We start from the raw sequence: 20,121 nt of genomic DNA, 5'->3' as shown, positions 1-20,121 counted from the left end.
TGCGGTGAACCTCACTGCTTGGGTGGTGGGTGCCCGCGTAGCGTCGCAAGCCGCCGTTTCCCCGTTGTTCCTCCTATGTAACGCCCATGTGAACCAACCGTCCGCAGCGGCACGAGTACGGTCGGAAAGTGCCACGTCCACATCCCGGACGATTGGTCCCACCCCTTGAGCGGTTCTGCTCAGTGCTTCCGGACCTGCGCGCGGCGCCGCCGGGTCATCCCCAGCGCCACCGCCCCGACCGCCAGCAGGGTGCCGGCGGCGGCCAGTACGGTGCCGGTCCCGCTGCTGCCGGTGGCGGCCAGCGTCCGGCCCTCGGGGCTCTCGCCCGCCACCGCGGGGACCGCCCGGTTGGCCCGGGCCGGGGTGCTGCCGGTGGCGGCGCTCGGGGTGGCCGCCGGGACGGGCTTCTCGCAGCTGACCGAGGCCACCGTGATCCGGCCGGTGACCTTGGCGACGTTCAGCTGCAGCGGGTTCACGTCCAGCGCGACCTCCAGGGCGGAGGCGGCGGCCGTGGCGGAGGTGGTGGTCCGCCGGGAGAACTGGATGTCGACCGAGCCGACACCCGGCACGTCCACCCGGGTCGGGCCGTTCAGCCCCAGCGTGACGGACTTGCCCAGCACGGTAATCCGGGCGGGCGAGTTCACCTTCGCGGTCGGCGGCCCGTCCACCGGGCAGGTCACCTCGGCGCTCAGCGCCTCGAGACCGAGCAGCGCCGCCCCCAGCAGACCGGGGGCCCGGACGTCGGCGTCCAGCAGTTCGACCTTGGCGGCCGAGCCGGTGGCGTCCGCCCTGGTGCTCGACCTGCCGACCTCCGCCCGCACCAGGGTGACCGGCCGCCCCTGGTCCACCCCGTCCACCTTGGCGGTCAGCACCGAGCCGTCCAGGCTGGCCGGGGACTCCACCTTGTTCAGCGAGATCCGGACCGGGACGGCGGCCGCACCGGCCACCAGGGCGACCTTCAGGTCGAGTTCGGCCGTGACGGCGGAGGCCCGGCCGGGCGAGGCGCCCGCCGGGTCGGCCGCCCGGGCGGTGCCCGGCAGGACCAGCGCGGCGGTCAGAGCGGTGGCGGCCGAGGCACGGAGAACGGAGTGGCGCACGGGCATGACGGAGGAACCCCCAGCGAGGAAGAGTGGGCAGAGCCGGCCACGGAAGCTCCTCGGCACAGGCACGGGGAGGGGGCGGTGCTCTCGACTGCCGTCAGTCTCTTCGAACAATCCGTCACATGAGCACCACTGAGCGTCAGTTCACTCTTTCGGGTCGAGTTGACGCGGAGTGCTGACGGGGCGCCGTTACGGCAGGCGCCAGTCCACCGGCTGGGCGCCCTGGCCGAGCAGCATCTGGTTGGCCCGGCTGAACGGGCGGGAGCCGAAGAAGCCGCCGCTCGCCGACATCGGGCTCGGGTGCGCCGACTCGACGGCCGGCACCTCGCCGAGCAGCGGACGCAGGTTGCGGGCGTCCCGCCCCCAGAGGATCGCCACCAGCGGCCCGCCCCGGTCCACCAGGGCCCGGATCGCCTGCTCGGTGACCTCTTCCCAGCCCTTGCCCCGGTGCGCGGCCGGCTTGCCCGGCGCGGTGGTCAGCGCCCGGTTGAGCAGCAGCACGCCCTGCTCGGTCCAGGGCGTGAGGTCGCCGTTGGCGGGCGGCGGGAAGCCGAGGTCGCGGCCGTACTCCTGGAAGATGTTGATCAGGCTGCCCGGGATCGGGCGGACCTCGGGGGCCACCGAGAAGCTCAGGCCCACCGCATGGCCCGGCGTCGGGTACGGGTCCTGACCCACGATCAGCACCCGCACCTGGTCGAAGGGCTGCTGGAACGCCCGCAGCACGTTCGGCCCGGACGGCAGGTAGGTCCGGCCCGCAGCGAGCTCCGCGCGCAGGAAGTCCCCCATCGCGGCGACCCGTCCGGCCACCGGCTCCAGCGCCTTGGCCCAGCCGGGCTCGACAATCTCGTTCAACGGACGTGCAGCCATACGGACCACCCTAACGGGCCCGGGCCGCACCTCCTGCAGGTGCCCTACCCAGGGGCTCGGGGCTGCGCTGTAGGCAGGCGCTCCAGGTCTACTACCCAGAGGCTTGGGGGCTGCACTGTAGGCAGGCGCTCAACGGTCAACTACCCAGGGGCTCGGGGAACTGCGAGGAGATCTGGCGTTCGGGTCACTGCGAAAGTGCCTGACCATCTACGCGACGATCACCTTGCACGAGGCCGGCGTCGCAGTTCCCCGAGCCCCTGACCGTAGATGGCGCGCCGCATGCGAAAAGTCGGCGTCGCCCGCGCGGCGGAGCCGCACAACAGCAGAGCCCCGAGCCCCTGACCGTAGAGCTGAAGCACCTGCCAAAAGGTCGGCGTCGCCCACGCGGCGGAGCCGCACAACAGCACAGCCCCGAGCCCCTGACTCTCCCGAACCACCTGCCCAAAGGTCGGCCTCAGACGATTCGGCCGCGCAGGACGACGAGTTGGGGGTCGGCCAGGATGCGGATGTCGGTGCGTGGGTCGGCGGCGTAGACGACCAGGTCGGCCGGGGCGCCCTCGGTGAGGCCCGGGCGGCCCAGCCACTTGCGGGCGGTCCAGGTGGCGGCGCCGAGCGCGGCGAGCGGGGAGAGCCCGGCCTTGACGAGTTCGGCCACCTCCTCGGCGACCAGGCCGTGGGCGAGCGAGCCGCCCGCGTCGGTGCCGACGTAGATCGGGACGCCCGCGTCGTGGGCGGCACCGACCGTGTCGTAGCGCCGCTCGTGCAACCGCCGCATGTGCGCTGCCCAGGCCGGGAAGCGTTCCGCGCCGACCGAGGCCAGCTTGGGGAAGGTCGCGATGTTCACCAGCGTGGGCACGATCGCCACCCCGCGCTCGGCGAACTGCGGGATCAACTCCTCGGTCAGGCCGGTGGCGTGCTCCACGCAGTCGATCCCGGCGGCCAGCAGGTCGGGCAGCGACTCGGCGGCGAAGCAGTGCGCGGTGACCCGGGCCCCCTCCTGGTGCGCCGCCGCGATGGCCTCCCGCAGGGCGTCGCCGGGCCAGCAGGCGGCCAGGTCGCCGCGCTCGCGGTCGATCCAGTCACCGACCAGCTTGACCCAGCCGTCGCCGCGCCGGGCCTCGGCCCGGACGTACGCGGGCAGGTCGCCGGGCTCGATCTCGTGCGCGTAGTTGCGGATGTAGCGCCTGGTGCGGGCGATGTGCCGGCCCGCCCGGATGATCCGGGGCAGGTCCTCGCGGGCGTCCACCCAGCGGGTGTCGGCGGCCGAACCGGCGTCCCGGATCAGCAGGGTGCCGGCGTCCCGGTCGGTGATGGCCTGCTTCTCGCTGGTCGCGGCGTCCACGGCGCCGTGCGCGTCCAGACCGACGTGGCAGTGCGCGTCGACCAGGCCGGGCACCGCCCAGCCGTGCACCGTACTGGACTCGGCGGCGGGCCGTTGGTACGTCACCCGGCCGTCCAGCACCCAGAGTTCGTCCCGGACATCGTCCGGACCGACCAGCACCCGGCCCTTGACGTGCAGCACCGCAGCATCACCCATGCCCGCACTCTACCGAGCCCCGAACTCCCTGCCGAGGGACGGACTGGGGCAAACTGTCCTCGGCAGCCCTCCGCCCGGCCCCTCCCGAAAGGCCCCACCGTGAGCACCTTCCTCGACCTCCCGCCGCTCGGCGCCGCCCGGTTCGCCGCGATCGAGGACCAGGTCGCCGAGCTGCTGCAGACCCGGGCCGACGTGATCGTCACCCAGGGCGAGGCGCTGCTCCCGCTGGAGGCCGCGATCCGGAGTGCCGCGCACCCGGGCTCCACCGCGCTCAACATCGTCACCGGTCCGTACGGGCAGACCTTCGGCAACTGGCTGCGGGACTGCGGCAGCAAGGTGGTGGACCTGGCGGTGCCGTTCAGCACCGCCGTGACGGCCGGGCAGGTGGCCGAGGCGCTGGCGGGCCGGCCGGAGATCGACTTCGTCTCGCTGGTGCACGCCGAGGCGGCCACCGGGAACACCAACCCGGTGGCCGAGATCGCCGACGTGGTCCGCGAGCACGGGGCGCTGCTGATGCTGGACGCGGTCGCCTCGGTGGCGGCCGAGCCGTTGCTCACCGACGCCTGGGGCGTCGACCTCTGCGTGATCGGTGGCCAGAAGGCGATGGCCGGGCCGGCCGGGGTGTCGGCCGTCTCGGTCAGCGACCGGGCCTGGGAGCGGATCCTCGCCAACCCGGCCGCCCCGCGCCGCTCGTACCTCTCGCTGCTGGACTGGAAGGAGCGCTGGACCGACGCCGGGCGCACCGTACTGCCGCACGCCCCGGCCCAGTTGGAGATGCTCGCGCTCGGTGCCTGCCTGGACCGGATCGAGGCTGAGACGCTGGCCGGCACCATCGCCCGGCACCGCGCGGCGGCAGCCGCCACCCGGGCGGGGGTCCGGGCGCTCGGCGGGTTCTCGCTGTTCGTCCCGGCCGACCGGGACGCCGCCCCGGTCGCCACCACGATCCGCACCCCACCGGGCGTGGACGCCACCGCCCTGGTGGCCGGCCTGGACCCGGCGTTGCCGATCCAGGCCGGCGGGGGCGCCCTGGCCGGCGGGATGCTCCGCGTCAACCACTACGGTCGCGCGGCCACACTGGACACCGTGCTGGCCTGCCTGACCGCGCTGGCCGGCCTGGCACCCGACGCGGACGGCGTCACCGAGGCGGCCGAGGCGGCCTGGACCGCCGCGCTCGCGGGCTGAGTCGACGCACCGTCACGGTCAACGGTGCTTGCAGCAACTGGCGGCGCTGGTCACCCTGTTGGCGCAGTCGAACAGCGCCTGGTTCTCCCAGGCGTTGCCCGAACCGGCATCCGCCCGGTCCCAGCCGTTGCCCGCGACGGCGGCCCAGGTCGGCTCCCAGTAGTAGGCGCCCAGGCCCCGGCCGTTCGGGACGGCCTCGACCACGTTCAGCACGTCGCGCAGGTGGGCGGCCTGCCCCGCCTGGGTGGCGGGGCAGCCGCTCTGCACGTTCGCCACGAGGAAGTTGTGCTCCAGCGCGTCGTGGTTCGCGGTGGTGAAGGCGTAGGCGGTCTCGGCGACGAAGACCGGCTTGCCGTAGCGGGCGGCCGCGTCGTCGAGGGTGGCCTGCAGGTCGTTCAACGGGCCGTGCCAGCAGCCGTAGTAGGAGAGCCCGATCAGGTCGAAGGGCACGCCGTTGGCCACCGCGTTGTCGAAGAAGACCCGGGTGCCGGCCAGGTCGCCGCCCTTGGCCGGGTGCAGCGCGACCCTGGTCGAACTGCTCACCGCCTTGACCGCGTTGGCACCCTGCTTGAGCAGCCCGGCCAGGTCGGCCCAGTTCGATCAGGCAGCCCTGGGACCGGATCGGCGAGGAGATGGTCCGCCTGCTGCTCGCCCAGATCTCCGGCGATGACCCCTCCACGGTGATCCTCCCGACCGGACTGGTGATCCGCGACTCCGCCTGAGCGGCGATTTCCGGACAGCGCCCGGTGTTGCGCGGCGGTAACACCTGGGCGCGGCGGGGCCGTCAGCAGGGCGGACCCGGGGGCCGCGAGCGGTGGGGCGGAATTTTTTACGGCCGGATCAAGTCTGACGCGTGCACGTCGAGACTGCGTAGCCTCCTTGCACGGCGGCCCCTCACCGCCGGCCCCCACGGCTTCACCAGGAGAGCAGATGCGTCGTCCTGTCCGTTCCCTTGCCCACGCCTCCAGCCGGCTGCTCGGCGTGGCGGCCCTCGCCGGAATGCTGACCGCAGGTCAGTTCGCGATGCCCACCGTGATCGGCGCGGCCGCCGCTCCGGGCTCCACCTGCGTCGACGGCAGCGCCGGCGAGAACGCCTCGGCCCGTCAGGCCAAGGGCGGCCACGCCGCCGAGCCGAACGCGCTGACCGACGCCCAGGCCAAGGCGATGGACGCCGAACTGAGCGGCAAAGTAGCCCAGTTGAGGAAGTCGGCGCAGGGTCAGCAGCTGCTCTCGGGCAGCGCGCTGGCGGCCACCACCATCCCGGTCTACGTCCACGTGATCCACAGCGGCACCACCGGCAAGCTCAGCGCGGCCACGATCAGCAGCCAGCTGGCGGTCCTGAACGCGGCGTACGGCGGGCAGGGCTCGGGCAACACCGCCACCCCGTTCAAGTTCCAGCTGATCTCCACCGACTACACCGACAACTCCAGCTGGTACAACGGCGTCGCGCCGGGATCGGCCGCCGAGAAGAGCATCAAGACCACCCTGCGCAAGGGCGGTGCCAACGCGCTGAACCTGTACACCGCCAAGCTCGGCCAGGACCTGCTGGGCTGGGCCACCTTCCCGAGCTCCTACGCGTCGAACCCCAAGGACGACGGCGTGATGATCCTGGACAGCTCGTTCCCCGGCGGCTCGGCGACCAACTACAACGAGGGTGACACCGCCACCCACGAGGTCGGCCACTGGCTCGGGCTCTACCACACCTTCCAGGGCGGCTGCAACGGCAACGGCGACTACGTCAGCGACACCCCCGCCGAGGGCAGCGCCGCCTTCGAGTGCCCGACCGGCCGCGACTCCTGCGCGAGCAAGCCGGGCCTGGACCCGATCAAGAACTTCATGGACTACACCTACGACTCCTGCATGACCCAGTTCACCCCGGGCCAGGTCACCCGGATGACCAACTCCTGGGCCTCGTACCGCGCCTGACCCGGTCGACGGCCGACGGGCGCTCCTCCTTCCGGAGGGGCGCCCGTCGGCCGCTGTTCGTTTCACAGCCCTCCGGGAGACACCTTCGACGGCCAGAGTTGTATGGACAACTTCTGCTCTGGAGGACATCCCGATGGCTCTCTCGCCGTACTGGCTGCGCGACAACTGCCCCTGCACCGACTGTCGCGATCCGCGGACCGGGCAGAAGCTGTTCCAGATCACCGACCTGCCCGCCGAGCTGACGATCGCCGCCTCGGCCGAGGCGGACGGGGTGCTGGCGGTCGAGTGGTCGGACGGGCACGCCTCCCGGTACCCGCTCGACTTCCTGGCCGAGGAGGAGCAGCCGGGCGACGACGGGCGGACCGAGCAGGGCAAGCCGCTCTGGGCCGCCGCGGACTTCGCAGCCGGGCTGCCGGAGGCGGACTGGTCCGCGTACCTGGCCGAACCGGCCGTGCGGGCGGCGGTGTTGGGCTCGGTCCGGCGGTTCGGCTTCGCGCTGCTGCGTGGCGTGCCGACGGTCGAGCGGCAGGTGCTGGCGGTGGCCCGGACCTTCGGGTACGTCCGGGAGACCAACTACGGCGACCTGTTCGACGTCCGGGTCGAGGCCGACGCCAACAACCTGGCCTTCACCAACGTGGCGATCGCACCGCACACCGACAACCCCTACCGCGACCCGGTGCCGACCCTGCAGCTGCTGCACTGCCTGCGCAACGAGGCCGAGGGCGGCGACTCCGGCCTGGTGGACGGCTTCCGGGCGGCCGCCCTGCTGCGGGCCGAGCACCCGGCGGACTTCGCGGTGCTCACCGGTACGCCGGTGCCGTTCGTGTTCCGCGACCGGGGCACCGAACTGCGGGCCGACCGGCCACTGATCGAGGTCGACGCGCTGGGGCGGATCCGCGAGGTGCGGTTCAACAACCGTTCGATCGGCACCCTGCGGGGCGGTGACGTCGAGACGTTCTACCGGGCGTACCGGCGGTTCGCCGGGATCACCCTGCGGCCGGAGCTCCAGCTGGACTTCCGGCTCGGTCCCGGCGACTGCCTGATCTTCGACAACACCCGCCTGCTGCACGCCAGGACCGCCTTCGAACGGGACGGCGCCCGGCACCTCCAGGGCTGCTACGCCGACCTGGACTCGCTCGCCTCCACGCTCGCGGTGCTGGACCGGCGGGCCGCCGCGATCGACACCGTCGCCGGGCTGTTCGAGGGCGAGGGCGCCGGGGAGTACCTCGGTGAGGCGGTCACGATGGCCGGGCACATGCTCCAGTGCGGGGCGCTGGCCGAGGCCGCAGGTGCACCCGACCACCTGGTGGCCGCCGCCCTGCTGCACGACATCGGCCACTTCGGCGGCTCCGGCCTGGAGTTGATGGCGGGTCGGGACAACCGGCACAGCCACACCGGCGCGGAGTGGCTCGCCCGGTGGTTCGGTCCCGAGGTGACCGGACCGGTTCGGCTGCACGTGGCCGCGAAGCGGTACCTGTGCGCGGTCGAGCCGGCCTACCTGGCGCTGCTCTCCGAGGCCTCGGTCTTCACCCTCCAGGTGCAGGGCGGTCCGATGACGCCGGAGGAGGCGGCGGAGTTCGCCGCGCTGCCGGGGGCGGCCGACGCAGTGGCCGTCCGGCGCTGGGACGACCAGGCGAAGGACGCCGACGCGGCCACCCCGGGCTTCGACCACTTCCGGCCGCTGCTGACCCGACTGCTGGGAGCTGCTCTGTAGGCAGACGCTCAGCCGTCAACTACCCAGGGGCCCGAGGCTGCACCGTAGGCAGGCGCTCAGCGGTCGACCACCCAGGGGCTCGGGGAACTGCGAGGAGGTCTGGCGTCCGGGTCACTGCGAAAGTGCCTGACCACCTACGCGACGATCACCTTTACCGAGGCCGGCGTCGCAGTTCCCCGAGCCCCTGACTCCGTAGCGGGCTGAGCACCTGCCAAAAGGCCGGCGACACCCGCGCGGCGGAGCCGTGCGACCGGTCAGTCGCTTTCGCGGGCGTGGCGGGAGAGGGCGGAGGAGGCGAGGGAGTTGTGGATGCTGAAGGCGACGGTGCCGGGGAGGTAGCGGTCCTGGGACCACTCGACGGGGGTGCCGGTGGGGTCGGTGGTGCGGCGCTTCTCGCGGAGGAGGGGGCTGCCCCGGCGGCAGGTGAGGAGGCGGGCGTCGTCGGCGTTGGCGGCCACCACGTCGATGGTGTGGTCGGCGTCGGTGAAGAGGATGCCGTGTTCGCGCAGGGGCTCGGTGTGGGAGACCACGTCCGGGGGGAGCTGGGCGACCAACTCGCCGACCAGCGGCGGGTAGACCGTCCGTTCCACCATCACGGGGGTGCCGGAGAGGGTGCGCAGACGGAGCGTGACGTAGACATCCGTGCCGGGCTCCAGGCGGAGCTGCTCGCGCTCGGCGGCGTCGGCGGGCCGGCGGACCAGGGACTCCAGCCGGCCGCCGGGCTCCTCGCCCATCGAGCGGGCCCAGTGGGTGAAGGAGAGCAGCTCGGAGAAGCTCTGCACCCGGGCGGTGCCGAGCACCACCCGGCGGGTGCCGCGACGGGAGGTGACCAGCCCGTCGGCGCGCAGCACGGCGAGGGCCTGCCGGACGGTGCCCCGGGAGACGCCGTACTGCTCGGCCAGGGCACCCTCGGCGGGCAGCCGTCCGGCGTCGCCGTAGGAGCCGGAGGTGATGGCTTCGCGCAGGTCCGCGGCCACCTTGCGGTAGAGCGAGCCGGCGGCGCGGTCCTGGTCGAGTGCCACGTGCGTCAAAGTCCTTCCCTGCGCGACGTCCTGTCCACCCAGATGGTGCACGGACGCCACCGACTGTAGCCGCTGCCGATCACCGTGCAGGGGTCGGCCGACACCGTTCCCGCAGCCGCCCCCTGTACTGGGGGATCCGTTCACCTTCCCGTCACCGGGCTCCGGCGTACTTACCTCCGGCAGCCAAGTTGGCTGGCCAACTTGGCACAGCGTCAGCTGGCCCTCCCCTCGCGAACTCCCCTTCCTCAGGAGATCCACCCGTGATCACGCACCGTTCCCGTGCCGCCGCCCTCGCGGCCGTGCTGACCGCCGCCGCGCTCTCCCTGTCGGCCTGCGGCTCGGCGGGCTCGACCGCCAAGTCCGGTGACACCGCCTCGAAGGCGGGCACCAAGGAGGCCAAGGACGCCGCCTCCGCGGCCGACCTCGGCGGCACGGACGCCCTGATCGCCGCCGCCAAGAAGGAGGGCAAGCTGCACGTCATCACGCTGCCCCGGGACTGGGCGAACTACGGCAAGATCATCGATGGCTTCAAGGCGAAGTACGGCATCGAGGTCGAGGAGGAGAACCCGGACGGCTCCAGCCAGGACGAGATCAACGCGATCACCTCCCGCAAGGGCCAGGACCGCGCCCCCGACGTGGTGGACCTCGGCAGCGCCTTCGCCATCCAGGCGGTCAAGGACGGCCTGCTGGCCCCGTACAAGGTCGCGAGCTTCGACAAGGTCGCCGAGACCATGAAGGACCCGAGCGGCGCCCGGGTCAACGACTACGGCGGCTACATCTCGATCGGCTGCGACGCCAAGAAGATCCCGACCTGCCCGAAGACCTTCGCGGACCTGCTCAAGCCCGAGTACAAGGGCAAGGTCGCACTGAACGGCAACCCGACCAAGTCCGGCTCGGCCTTCGGTGGCGTCTACGCGGCCGCGCTGGCCAACGGCGGTTCGCTGGACAACATCCAGCCCGGCATCGACTTCTTCGGCAAGCTGAAGGCGAACGGCAACTTCAACCCGGTCGAGTCCACCCCGGCCACCATCGAGAAGGGTGAGACCCCGATCTCGATCGACTGGTCCTACCTGAACGCCGGCTACACCGACCAGTTCAAGCCCAAGGGCATCGACTGGCAGGTCTCGATCCCGGTCGACGGCAGCTATGCGCAGTACTACAACCAGGGCGTCAACAAGTTCGCCCCGCACCCGGCCGCCGCGCGGCTGTGGCAGGAGTACCTGTTCAGCGTCGAGGGCCAGAACCTCTTCCTGGGCGGCTACGCCAACCCGGCGCTGTTCGACGCCATGAAGAAGGACAACACGCTGGACGCGGCCGCTGCGGCCAAGCTGCCGGTGATCGAGAAGCCGTTCACGGTCTTCCCGACCCCCGAGCAGATCACGGCCGTGAAGAAGGTCGTGACCGAGAACTGGACCAAGGCGATCGCGGGCTGATCACCGAAATGACCACGGCTCCCACCCCGGTGCCGACCCCCGCCGCCACTGACCAGGTCAGTGGCGGCGCGCGGGTCCCCACCGCAACTCCCTTCCCCCACAAGCGTGTCCGGTCGCTGCGCCGCCTCGGCGGCTCCTGGCTGGCCACCGTCCCGCTGCTGCTGTTCTTCCTGGTCGGCTTCGGCCTGCCGGCCGTCGCGATCGTGATCGGCGCGTTCACCGCGTCGAGCGACGCCGAGACCGGTGCCGGGCAGTTCACCACGGCCAACATGACCGACTCGGTGCAGGGCGCCTACCAGACCGCCCTGTGGAGCAGCGTCAAGCTCTCCGCGCTGACCGCGCTGCTCGCCACCCTGATCGGTCTGCCGATCGCCCAGGCGATCGTCACCTCCCGGTTCCGCGCGCTGCGCGAGGCAGTGCTCACCGCCTCCGGCGTGCTGGCCAACTTCGGTGGCCTGCCGCTCGCCTTCGCCTTCGTCGCCACCCTCGGCAACGCCGGCGAGATCACCAAGATGTTCAACCTGACCGACCACGGCTGGTCGCTCTACTCGTTCACCGGCCTGACCGTGGTGTACCTGTACTTCCTGGTGCCGCTGATGGTGCTCACCGTCACCCCGGCGCTGGACGGGCTGCGGGTGCAGTGGCGCGAGGCCGCGCAGAACAACCGGGCGACCGGCTTCCAGTACTGGCGGCACGTCGCGCTGCCGATCCTGTTCCCCTCGCTGCTCGGCGGTTTCGTGCTGCTGTTCGGCAGCGCGTTCGCCGCGTACGCCACGGCGGCCGCGATGGTCGGCGCCACCGTGCCGCTGATCAGCCGTTCGATCGCGGACGCGCTCTCCGGCAACGTGCTGGTCGGACAGGGCAACCTGGCGCTCGCGCTCAGCCTGGACATGATCCTGGTCGCCGTCCTGGTGATGGCCGTCTACCTCCCCCTCCAGCGCCGGAGCGCCCGATGGCTCAGCTGACCCGAAAGAATCCGTTGGGCCGACTGCGCGTCTGGCGCGGCCTCGTCCTGCTGCTGGCCGGGGTGTACTTCCTGGTGCCGATGGGGGCCTCGGTCTGGTTCTCGATCGACAGCCACCAGGGCATCGACTTCGCCGCCTACACCGGCCTGCTCAGCGCCCCCGGCTTCACCGACAGCCTGCTGCTCACCCTGGAGCTGGCGGCCGTCACGGTCGTGGTGCTGCTGCTCCTGCTGGTGCCGGCGCTGATCGCGGTCCGGCTGGGTTCGCCCCGGCTGCGGGTGCTGCTCGAAGTGGTCTGCACCCTTCCGCTGGTGGTCCCCCCGGTGGCGCTGACCGCCGGACTGATCGGCGTGCTGCGCTGGGGTCCCGACTACCTGATGGACACCCCGTTCTTCCAGACCATGGTGTTCATCCAGGACCCGAAGTTCCCGCTGGTGCTGGTGATCGCGTACGTGCTGATGTCGCTGCCGCTGGCCTACCGGGCGCTGGACGCCGGGCTGCGCGCGGTGGACGTCCGCACCCTGGTCGAGGCCGCCCGCAACTGCGGGGCCGGCTGGCCGCGCGCGGTGCTCACGGTGGTGCTGCCGAACCTGCGCGGCGCCCTGTTGAACGCCTCCTTCCTGACCCTGGCGCTGGTGCTCGGCGAGTTCACCGCCTCCTCGATCCTGGGCTACCAACCGTTCGCGGTCTGGATCTACAACGTCGGCAACAGCCAGGGCCAGATGTCCGTCGCGGTCTCCGTGCTGAGCCTGCTGATCACCTGGGTGCTACTCCTCCTGCTGTCCACGGCCGGCCGTGAGCGGCGCCGCCGCGCAACCACCCACTGACCCTCTGCGGAGACAACCCCCATGAGTACCACCACTGTTGACAAGAAGACGGCCGTCGGCGCCACCGTCGAGTTCAAGGCGCTGCGCCGGTCCTTCGGTGCCACCACCGCGCTGGACGGCCTGGACCTGACCATCAACCCGGGCGAGCTGGTGGCGTTGCTCGGCCCGTCCGGCTGCGGCAAGACCACCGCGCTGCGCATCCTGGCCGGCTTCGAGTCGCACGACTCGGGCCAGGTGCTGGTGGACGGCGAGGACATCACCGGGGTGCCCGCGCACCGCCGGGACGCCGGCATGGTGTTCCAGTCCTACAGCCTCTTCCCGCACCTGAGCGCCGCCGACAACGTGGCCTTCGGCCTGCGGATGCGCGGCACCGGCAAGGCCGAACGCCGCAACCGGGCCCAGGAGTTGCTGGAGCTGGTCGGCCTGCCGCAGCACGCCGACCGCTACCCGCACCAGCTCTCCGGCGGTCAGCAGCAGCGGATCGCGCTGGCCCGCGCGCTGGCCCTGCAGCCGCGCGTGCTGCTGCTGGACGAGCCGCTCTCCGCACTGGACGCCAAGGTCCGGCTGAGCCTGCGGGACGAGATCCGGCGCCTCCAGCAGGAGTTGGGCATCACCACGCTGTTCGTGACGCACGACCAGGAGGAGGCGCTGTCGATGGCCGACCGGGTCGCGGTCCTGCGGGCCGGGCGGCTGGAGCAGTGCGCCACCCCGTCCGAGCTGTACGCCCGCCCGGCCACCGCGTTCGTCGCCGAGTTCGTCGGCACCATGAGCCGGATCCCGTGCGTCCGCTCCGGTGACTCCGTGGTGCTGTTCGGCCGCCCCTTCGCGGTGGACGGCACCCTGCCGTACGACGGCGAACTCGACGTGCTGGTCCGGCCGGAGAACGTCGGCCTGACCCCGTCGCCGACCGGCCCGGCCCTGGTGGTCTCCGCCTCGTTCCTGGGCAGCGTCACCCGGCTCACCGTACGGTTGGCCGACGGCACCGAGGTGAAGGCCGACCTGCCGACCGAGGCGGCCGCCGTGCTGCCGATCGGCAGCAACGCCGAACTCACCCTGCCCGACCGCCCGGTGCTGGTCGACCGCCGCACCGCCTGATCCACCACCGAAGGTACCGCCATGCCTGAAACCGCGACATCCGCCGCCCGCAAGCCCGCCGCCGTCCTGTTCGACATGGACGGCACCCTGGTCGACACCGAGCAACTCTGGTGGGACGCCGCCGTCGAGTGCGCGGCCGAGCTCGACCTCACGCTCACCGACGCCGACCTGCCCGAGGTGCTCGGGCAGGCGGTCGAACACACCGCCGCGCACCTGCACCGGGCCAGCCGCACCACGCTCAGCGAGCTCGAACTCGCGGTGCGGCTGAACGACTCGTTCACCGACAAGGTGGCCGCCGAGGTGGTGCCCCGCCCCGGTGCGCTGGCCCTGCTGGCCGAACTGCGGGACGCCGCCGTGCCGACCGCGCTGGTCTCCGCCTCGCCCCGGCGGGTGGTCGACCTGGTGCTCGGCACCCTCGGCCGGGACTGGTTCGCCGTCACGCTGGCCGCCGAGGACACCCCGCGCACCAAACCCGAGCCCGACCCGTACCTGGCCGCCGCGGCCCGGCTCGGCCTGGACCCGGCGCTCTGCGTCGCGGTCGAGGACACCCCGACCGGGGTCGCCTCCGCGTACGCGGCGGGCTGCGCGGTGCTGGCCGTGCCGTCCTCCGCCGTGCCGATCGCCGCCGCCGAACGGATCACCCTGCTGGCCAGCCTGGAGCAGGTGGACCTGGCCCTGCTGGCCGGGCTCACCGGACCGCGCTGATGCCGTACCTGCTGCTGGCGCTGGCCATCCTGAGCGAGGTCTGCGCCACCAGCTGCCTCAAACTCACCGAGGGCTTCAGCCGGTTGTGGCCGAGCATCGGGGTGGGCCTGGGTTACACGCTCTCCTTCGTGCTGCTCGGCCGGGCGCTGAAGCACATCCCGGTCTCGGTCGCCTACGCCGTCTGGTCCGGCGCGGGCACCGCCGCCGTCGCGGCGATCGGCGTGGTGGCCTTCGGCGAGCAGCTCGGCAAGGCGCAGTGGATCGGCATCGCCCTGGTGATCGTGGGGGTAATAGTCCTCAATCTCCGGAGCAGCCACTGAGTTAGCGGTACTCCCGTCGCTCCGTCATGTCCTGTTCACGCGAAGTCCGCCGGGACTAGAGTGAATTGGGTCAGTTGTACAGCCAACTCGACCCAGCCGCGCCAGCGTTGGTGCGGCGGACAGGAGCTCCGTGGCGACCGGCAGCACGCTCGCGCTCAGCACGCCGACCAACCCCGCCGAGGGCGACAGGCTCACCTTCCACTGGACCACCGACGCGCCCGACGCCAAGAACTGGGTCGGCATCTACGACGGCACCCGGCTGCCCGGGACCGGCTCCTCGCTGCTCTGGAAGTACACCCCTGGCACCTCGGGTGACGTGCAGCTGGACACCTCGGCGCTGACCGGCGGCCCGTACACCGCCTACCTGCTGGCCAAGGACGGCTACGGCATCCTGGCCCGGACCGCGCCGTTCAGCTTCCGGCCCAAGCCCGCGCCGGTCCGCCCACACCTCGCGGTGGACGCGCTGACCGCCACCCCGGTCGCCCCGGGGGCGGCGGTCGGCGTGCAGCTGGGCGGCCTCTGGGTCCGGGCGGCGGGCGCGGTCGGCTTCCGCCGCACCGGCGGGGTCTCCTGGCTGTCCGTCAGCTCGGCCGGCCAGGTCACCGGCACCGCCCCGGCGACCGCGCTCGCGGACCCCGCCGTGCTCACCGTGGAGGCCAAGGACACGGCGGGCAACACCGACACCCTCACCCTGCTGGTGCCGGTGCAGGCGGCCGGCGCGCCGATCCGCCTCAAGGTCGCGGCCTGGAACCTGGCCAACGCGGGCGCCGCCTTCACCGACCCGGTGGAGAAGCAGCTCCGGGTGATCCTCACCCAGGGCCTGGACGTGCTCGCGCTCCAGGAGACGGCGGGCACGGCCGCGCAGACCCTGGCCACCGCGCTCGGCTGGTACGCCCAGCAGACGGCCGGCAGTGTGGGCATCCTCAGCCGCTACCCGCTGGCCGCCGCGACCACCCCCGCGCTGCCCGCCGTCGGCGTCACCGTCCAGCTGCCGGGCGGCCGTTCGGCCCGGCTCTGGGGCGCGCACCTGGACGAGACCGGCTACGGCCCGTACGCGATCCAGGACGGCCAGAGCGCCGCCCAGGTGGCGGCCGCCGAGGCCGCGTCCACCCGGGGGCAGCAGGCCACCGCGCTGGCCACCGCCGTCAAGGCCGACATCGCCACCGGCGTCCCGGTGCTGCTGGCCGCCGGGCTGGCCTCGCCCTCGCACCTGGACTGGACGGCCGCCACCGGACGCCCGCTCGACTGGCCGGTCACGGTAGCCCTGCAGAACGCCGGACTGACCGACGCCTACCGGACCGCACACCCCGACCCGGTGGCCTTCCCCGGCGCGACCTGGTCGCCGACCCGCAAGCAGCGCGGCAGCAAGCCGGAACCGCAGGACCGGATCGACCAGGTCCAGTACGCGGGCCCGCTCACCCTGGTCGAAGCGCACACCCTGGCCACCGGCCGCCCGCAGCCCGACCCGGCTGTCACCGGCAACGAATGGCCCTCCGACACCGCCGCCGCCGTCGCGACCTTCACTCTCTGAAAGGCTGTTCCTGATGACCGAGTTCAGCCGTCGCACCTTCGTCGGGGCCACCGCGGCCGCCGGCGCCGCCGCACTGGTCGGCCTGCCCGCCGAGACCGCCGCCGCCGTCACCCCGGGCTCCGTCGGCCTCTCCGGCACGGTCGCCGACATCCGGCACGTGGTGATCCTGATGCAGGAGAACCGCTCCTTCGACCACTACTTCGGCACTCTCAACGGCGTCCGGGGCTTCGGCGACAAGCAGGCACTGCAGTTCCCGGACGGCGGCAACGTGTTCCGCCAACCCGACGCCGGGCGCAGCGACGGCGGGGTGATGCTGCCGTACCGGATGGACACCACCAAGTACAACGCGCAGAACGCGGGGGGCCTGGCGCACGACTGGGCCACCGGGCACCAGGCCATCAACAACGGCGCGATGAACAAGTGGATCGCCGCCAAGGGCGAGCGCGCGATGGGGTACTTCACCCGCGAGGACATCCCCTACCAGTACGCGCTGGCCGACGCGTTCACGATCTGCGACGCCTACTTCACCTCGCTGGCCGGGCCGACCGACCCCAACCGGCTGTACCTGTGGACCGGTACCTCGGGCCCCGGGGTGGACGGCACCACCGGGCCGTGGATCGACAACACCCCGGTCACCGACAACCCGGTGGCGGACTGGACCACCTACGCCGAGCGGCTGCACGCCGCCGGGGTGAGCTGGCGGGTCTACCACAACCCGAGCAAGGACGACCGGACCGGCGACTACGACGACAACGCATTGTCGTACTTCAAGCAGTTCCACAACTTCCCCGCCACCGACCCGCGGTACATCAACGCGATGACCAAGTTCGACCTCACCGCGTTCGACCAGCACTGCAAGGCGGGCACCCTGCCCACGGTCTCCTGGCTGGTCGCGCCGTACCTGTTCAGCGAACACCCGGCGGCCAACCCCAACTACGGGGCGCACTGGGTGAACACCGCGCTCCAGTCGCTGATGGCCAACCCGGAGGTGTGGAAGCACACCGCCTACCTGGTGATGTACGACGAGAACGACGGCTACTTCGACCACATGGTGCCGCCCACCCCCGAGCCGGGCACCGCGAACGAGTTCACCCAGGGCCGGGCCATCGGTTTCGGCAACCGGGTGCCGCTCTGGGTCGCCTCCCCGTGGTCGCGCGGCGGCTGGGTCAACTCCCAGGTCTTCGACCACACTTCGGTGCTGCGCTTCCTGGAGGTGGTGACCGGGGTGCAGGAACCCAACATCTCCGCCTGGCGCCGAGCCGTCAGCGGTGACCTGACCAGCTGCTTCGACTTCGGCTCCCCCGACCTCTCGCTGCCGACCCTGCCGGACACCGCCGCCCTGATGGCCAAGGCGGACGCCGCCGCCGGTCTCCCGGCCGTCAAGCTGCCCGCCCTCGGCGCCCAGGCGATGCCCGTCCAGGAGTCCGGCAGCCGGCCGCACCGGAAGCTGCCGTACCGGCCGTGGGCGGAGGTCGCGGTCGACCGGAGCACCGGCAGGGTCACCTGCACCATGACCAACTCCGGTTCGGTGGCCTTCCCCTACGCGGTCTACCCGAACATCGTGTACGCCTTCGCGGGCACCCCGTACACGGTGCCCGCCGGGGCCACCGCGAACTATCTCTGGGACACCGCCGGCACCGACGGCCGGTACGACTTCACCGTGCACGGCCCGGACGGCTTCGTCCGCCGGTTCGCCGGTGCGGTGGTGCCGACCGGGCAGGACGACGTCGCCGTCCCGGTGGTGACCGCCGCCGTGGTCGGCTCCGCGCTGACCCTGACCCTCACCAACGCCGGGCGGACGCCCGCGTACTTCGCCGCCGCACCGAACGACTTCGGCACCCCGGCGCAGTCCGTCTGGGTCCCGGCCCAGTCCACTCGGACTCTCAACTGGGCGCTCGACCAAGGCCGTTACGACGTCACGGTGACCGCCGCCACCGGCACCCGGTTCGCCCAGCGCTACGCGGGCACCCTGCACTGACCGATATCCGGGTGCCCGTCAGGCCCGGTCGTCCTACCCTCGGCAGATGGACAGGACGGCCGGACTGCTGAACGTGGTGGACATCGAGGCGACCTGCTGGGAAGGCACTCCCCCGGCGGGCGCGGTGAGCGAGATCATCGAGATCGGGCTGACCGTGGTCGACCTCGGCAGCAGGCGGCGGGTGGGGCGGCTCCGGATCGTGGTGCGCCCCGCCCGCTCCTCGGTCAGCGCCTTCTGCACCGAGCTGACCGGCCTGACCCAGGCCGAGGTGGACGGCGGGGTGAGCTTCACCGAGGCATGCCGGCTACTGGCCCGCGAACACCTCAGTGGGGCGCTCCCGTGGGCGAGTTGGGGCGACTACGACCGCAAGCAGTTCACCCGCCAGTGCGCGGCCGCCCGGGTCGCCTACCCGTTCGGACACCGCCACCTGAACGCCAAGGCCGTCTTCACCGAGGCGTACGGGCTGCGCAAGCGGCCCGGCATGGCGCAGGCCCTCGCCCTGGCCGGCCTCCCGCTGGAGGGCCGTCACCACCGGGGCGAGGACGACGCCTGGAACATCGCCGCCCTGGTCCTCGACCTGGCGGCCCGCGGCGACTGGCCCGACGCCCCGCCCGACGCCGCCCGTCCCTGACCGGTCCCGACCGGCCCGCCCGGTGCGCCGCCGGCCGGCGTCACCGACGCTCCGGCCGACCTACCTCGACGACGCCGCGCGGAGAAGGAACCTCCGCCTGGGGCACGGCAGTCGCCCCGATCGCCGACCGCCGACCGGCGCGCAGCAGCAGCAGGTGGGGCACCTGCGACACCGCAATCACCGGAGCCGCGATCAGGGCCATCCCCTCGCCGCTGATGCCAGCCCACTCCGCGAGGTACACGGCAGCGACCGCGAGGCCGAACGCCGCGGCGGTGGCAGCCGTCCGCCACCCGAATCCGGCCTCCGCCACCACCTCCGGCTCCTGGGTCCGGCCCTTCTCGGCATCCACCAGGGCGAGGTAGCGCTGCTCCTGAACGGCTGCCAGCAGCCCGGCGACGGTCTCCACCAAGGCGCGCAGGGAAGCCGGGTCCCGGTCGGCGGTGGCACGGAAGCGAGCGTGCAGCTCAAGGCTCATCGCCTTCGCCTGTCCCAGCAGTGCCCGCTGGTCACCGGGGTCCGGCGACACCCCGTACCGGGCGTGGTCGGCCAGGGCCACATCCAGGGCCCGCAACGCCTCGGCGAGCCGGAACTGACCGCGACGGTCCTTGGAGCCGAGCCGCTCGACGCTCACCGTCAGCACCCGCAGGACCGCCGCACGCAGCCGCTCGTCGCTCTGCCCCCGCTCGACGGCCCGCGAGTCCAGCAGCAACAGCACGATGCACAGCCCCAACAACGAGAAGGTCGGCAGGAACGCACCGGCCACGACGAGCCAGCCGAAGCCGAGCTTCCACAGGGCGACCAGGCTCAGCAGGGTCGGCGGAACAGCCAGCCCGAGGGTCCATCCCTGTTCCACGCGCTGCCGACGGGTCACCACCTGCCAGGCCGTCGTGTCCCGCAGCAGATGGTGCGGGACCGTCAGCTCCCCGGCCTTCAGCTTCCTCCGCAGGTCCACGGCCGACCGGGCCGCTGCCCGGGCGGAGCCGTGCGACAGGCCGAGCCGGCCGAGAAGCGGGAGCTGACGACGACCGCGCTGCCGGCAGAACTGCAGCTCGACCATGATCAACGTACCGATGCCGACCGTACCGAAGGCCATCCACCACGAAAACACGTGACCGAACAGCCAACCCACCATGCTCATAGAGATCTTTCGTGCCTTCGTCTCGTCGTACTGCCGGTCGTGCGACCCGCAGGGCCCCGCCCGCGCCTCATCGGTTCAAGCACCGACAACCCCACCGTCCGCCACGAGCCCGGGCCGCACGGGGATGTCGCAGGCTCCCCGTACGATCCG

Annotated in this window: 17 protein-coding genes and 2 pseudogenes; 13 read left to right on the top strand and 6 right to left on the bottom strand. The window is 72.3% G+C overall.

Annotation, left to right across the window (positions count from 1 at the left end; genetic code table 11):
* Window positions 1-179 precede the first annotated feature (179 nt).
* From ACIRPK_RS11320 to ACIRPK_RS11310, 3 genes are all read right to left on the bottom strand, one after another.
* Window positions 180-1,097, bottom strand: coding sequence for an SCO1860 family LAETG-anchored protein (locus ACIRPK_RS11320; protein ID WP_403036241.1), 918 nt, complete (start codon window positions 1,095-1,097; stop codon window positions 180-182).
* 192 nt (window positions 1,098-1,289) lie between these two features.
* A complete protein-coding gene (locus tag ACIRPK_RS11315; RefSeq protein ID WP_403036240.1) occupies window positions 1,290-1,967 on the bottom strand; it encodes a uracil-DNA glycosylase in 678 nt (225 codons plus the stop codon).
* A 454-nt stretch (window positions 1,968-2,421) separates the two neighbouring features.
* The gene (locus ACIRPK_RS11310; RefSeq protein ID WP_403036237.1) at window positions 2,422-3,504 is read right to left on the bottom strand and encodes an amidohydrolase family protein; all 1,083 of its coding nucleotides are present in this window, start codon (window positions 3,502-3,504) and stop codon (window positions 2,422-2,424) included.
* 99 nt (window positions 3,505-3,603) lie between these two features.
* Between ACIRPK_RS11310 and ACIRPK_RS11305 the strand changes: the two genes are divergently transcribed.
* Window positions 3,604-4,686, top strand: a complete 1,083-nt coding sequence (locus ACIRPK_RS11305) for a pyridoxal-phosphate-dependent aminotransferase family protein (RefSeq protein WP_403036234.1) — start codon at window positions 3,604-3,606, stop codon at window positions 4,684-4,686.
* A gap of 18 nt (window positions 4,687-4,704) precedes the next feature.
* On the opposite strand, the pseudogene ACIRPK_RS11300 reads toward ACIRPK_RS11305, so the two are convergent.
* A pseudogene (locus tag ACIRPK_RS11300) lies at window positions 4,705-5,286 on the bottom strand (glycosyl hydrolase 53 family protein); the annotation flags it as partial.
* Between ACIRPK_RS11300 and ACIRPK_RS11295 the strand changes: the two are divergent.
* From ACIRPK_RS11295 to ACIRPK_RS11285, 3 genes and pseudogenes are all read left to right on the top strand, one after another.
* Window positions 5,259-5,408: pseudogene (locus tag ACIRPK_RS11295) on the top strand (substrate-binding domain-containing protein); the annotation flags it as partial. The pseudogenes ACIRPK_RS11300 and ACIRPK_RS11295 overlap by 28 nt on opposite strands.
* A 208-nt stretch (window positions 5,409-5,616) precedes the next feature.
* Complete coding sequence (locus ACIRPK_RS11290; protein ID WP_403036232.1) at window positions 5,617-6,612, top strand: zinc metalloprotease; 996 nt, start codon at window positions 5,617-5,619, stop codon at window positions 6,610-6,612.
* A 133-nt stretch (window positions 6,613-6,745) separates the two neighbouring features.
* Window positions 6,746-8,326: a TauD/TfdA family dioxygenase gene (locus ACIRPK_RS11285; protein WP_403036229.1), complete on the top strand. Its 1,581-nt coding sequence runs from the start codon at window positions 6,746-6,748 to the stop codon at window positions 8,324-8,326.
* A gap of 254 nt (window positions 8,327-8,580) precedes the next feature.
* On the opposite strand, the gene ACIRPK_RS11280 is transcribed toward ACIRPK_RS11285, so the two are convergent.
* Window positions 8,581-9,348, bottom strand: coding sequence for a GntR family transcriptional regulator (locus tag ACIRPK_RS11280; protein WP_403036226.1), 768 nt, complete (start codon window positions 9,346-9,348; stop codon window positions 8,581-8,583).
* Window positions 9,349-9,608: 260 nt separating this feature from the next.
* Here ACIRPK_RS11280 and ACIRPK_RS11275 point away from each other — a divergent pair, with 260 nt between their 5' ends.
* The 9 genes from ACIRPK_RS11275 (at window position 9,609) to ACIRPK_RS11235 (ending at window position 18,833) form a co-directional block, all read left to right on the top strand.
* The gene (locus ACIRPK_RS11275) at window positions 9,609-10,781 is read left to right on the top strand and encodes an ABC transporter substrate-binding protein (protein ID WP_403036223.1); all 1,173 of its coding nucleotides are present in this window, start codon (window positions 9,609-9,611) and stop codon (window positions 10,779-10,781) included.
* A gap of 8 nt (window positions 10,782-10,789) precedes the next feature.
* On the top strand, window positions 10,790-11,746 hold the full coding sequence (locus ACIRPK_RS11270) for an ABC transporter permease (protein WP_403036221.1): 957 nt from the start codon (window positions 10,790-10,792) through the stop codon (window positions 11,744-11,746).
* Window positions 11,734-12,573, top strand: coding sequence for an ABC transporter permease subunit (locus ACIRPK_RS11265; protein ID WP_403036218.1), 840 nt, complete (start codon window positions 11,734-11,736; stop codon window positions 12,571-12,573). Before ACIRPK_RS11270 ends, ACIRPK_RS11265 begins: the two co-directional genes overlap by 13 nt.
* A 21-nt stretch (window positions 12,574-12,594) precedes the next feature.
* Window positions 12,595-13,668, top strand: coding sequence for an ABC transporter ATP-binding protein (locus ACIRPK_RS11260; RefSeq protein ID WP_403036216.1), 1,074 nt, complete (start codon window positions 12,595-12,597; stop codon window positions 13,666-13,668).
* Window positions 13,669-13,689: 21 nt separating this feature from the next.
* A complete protein-coding gene (locus ACIRPK_RS11255; RefSeq protein ID WP_403036213.1) occupies window positions 13,690-14,373 on the top strand; it encodes an HAD family hydrolase in 684 nt (227 codons plus the stop codon).
* The gene (locus ACIRPK_RS11250) at window positions 14,373-14,693 is read left to right on the top strand and encodes a DMT family transporter (RefSeq protein ID WP_403036210.1); all 321 of its coding nucleotides are present in this window, start codon (window positions 14,373-14,375) and stop codon (window positions 14,691-14,693) included. Before ACIRPK_RS11255 ends, ACIRPK_RS11250 begins: the two co-directional genes overlap by 1 nt.
* 130 nt (window positions 14,694-14,823) lie before the next feature.
* Entirely contained in the window at window positions 14,824-16,224 is a 1,401-nt protein-coding gene (locus ACIRPK_RS11245) for a hypothetical protein (protein ID WP_403036207.1), read from the top strand.
* A gap of 13 nt (window positions 16,225-16,237) precedes the next feature.
* Window positions 16,238-18,202: a phosphocholine-specific phospholipase C gene (locus tag ACIRPK_RS11240; RefSeq protein WP_403036204.1), complete on the top strand. Its 1,965-nt coding sequence runs from the start codon at window positions 16,238-16,240 to the stop codon at window positions 18,200-18,202.
* A 46-nt stretch (window positions 18,203-18,248) separates the two neighbouring features.
* Window positions 18,249-18,833 (top strand): exonuclease domain-containing protein, encoded by a 585-nt coding sequence (locus ACIRPK_RS11235; RefSeq protein ID WP_403036202.1) that lies wholly within the window; start codon window positions 18,249-18,251, stop codon window positions 18,831-18,833.
* Between the two features lie 40 nt (window positions 18,834-18,873).
* Here ACIRPK_RS11235 and ACIRPK_RS11230 read toward each other — a convergent pair whose 3' ends face one another.
* Window positions 18,874-19,971 (bottom strand): hypothetical protein, encoded by a 1,098-nt coding sequence (locus ACIRPK_RS11230; protein WP_403036199.1) that lies wholly within the window; start codon window positions 19,969-19,971, stop codon window positions 18,874-18,876.
* Window positions 19,972-20,121: the final 150 nt, after the last annotated feature.

The organism is Kitasatospora sp. NPDC101801 (assembly GCF_044766665.1).
In the GTDB taxonomy this organism is placed as follows: Bacteria; Actinomycetota; Actinomycetes; order Streptomycetales; family Streptomycetaceae; genus Kitasatospora.
The sequence above is the reverse complement of the archived record's forward strand: the minus strand, read 5'-3'. Positions and strand labels throughout refer to the sequence as shown.

What these genes read in the sequence shown, in the direction of transcription:
- ACIRPK_RS11315 (WP_403036240.1), bottom strand. Translation starts at nt 1,967, where the DNA reads ATGGCTGCACGTCCGTTGAACGAGATTGTCGAGCCCGGCTGGGCCAAG.
- ACIRPK_RS11310 (WP_403036237.1), bottom strand. Translation starts at nt 3,504, where the DNA reads ATGGGTGATGCTGCGGTGCTGCACGTCAAGGGCCGGGTGCTGGTCGGT.
- ACIRPK_RS11290 (WP_403036232.1), top strand. Translation starts at nt 5,617, where the DNA reads ATGCGTCGTCCTGTCCGTTCCCTTGCCCACGCCTCCAGCCGGCTGCTC.
- ACIRPK_RS11285 (WP_403036229.1), top strand. Translation starts at nt 6,746, where the DNA reads ATGGCTCTCTCGCCGTACTGGCTGCGCGACAACTGCCCCTGCACCGAC.
- ACIRPK_RS11270 (WP_403036221.1), top strand. Translation starts at nt 10,790, where the DNA reads ATGACCACGGCTCCCACCCCGGTGCCGACCCCCGCCGCCACTGACCAG.
- ACIRPK_RS11265 (WP_403036218.1), top strand. Translation starts at nt 11,734, where the DNA reads ATGGCTCAGCTGACCCGAAAGAATCCGTTGGGCCGACTGCGCGTCTGG.
- ACIRPK_RS11260 (WP_403036216.1), top strand. Translation starts at nt 12,595, where the DNA reads ATGAGTACCACCACTGTTGACAAGAAGACGGCCGTCGGCGCCACCGTC.
- ACIRPK_RS11255 (WP_403036213.1), top strand. Translation starts at nt 13,690, where the DNA reads ATGCCTGAAACCGCGACATCCGCCGCCCGCAAGCCCGCCGCCGTCCTG.
- ACIRPK_RS11250 (WP_403036210.1), top strand. Translation starts at nt 14,373, where the DNA reads ATGCCGTACCTGCTGCTGGCGCTGGCCATCCTGAGCGAGGTCTGCGCC.
- ACIRPK_RS11240 (WP_403036204.1), top strand. Translation starts at nt 16,238, where the DNA reads ATGACCGAGTTCAGCCGTCGCACCTTCGTCGGGGCCACCGCGGCCGCC.
- ACIRPK_RS11235 (WP_403036202.1), top strand. Translation starts at nt 18,249, where the DNA reads ATGGACAGGACGGCCGGACTGCTGAACGTGGTGGACATCGAGGCGACC.
- ACIRPK_RS11230 (WP_403036199.1), bottom strand. Translation starts at nt 19,971, where the DNA reads ATGAGCATGGTGGGTTGGCTGTTCGGTCACGTGTTTTCGTGGTGGATG.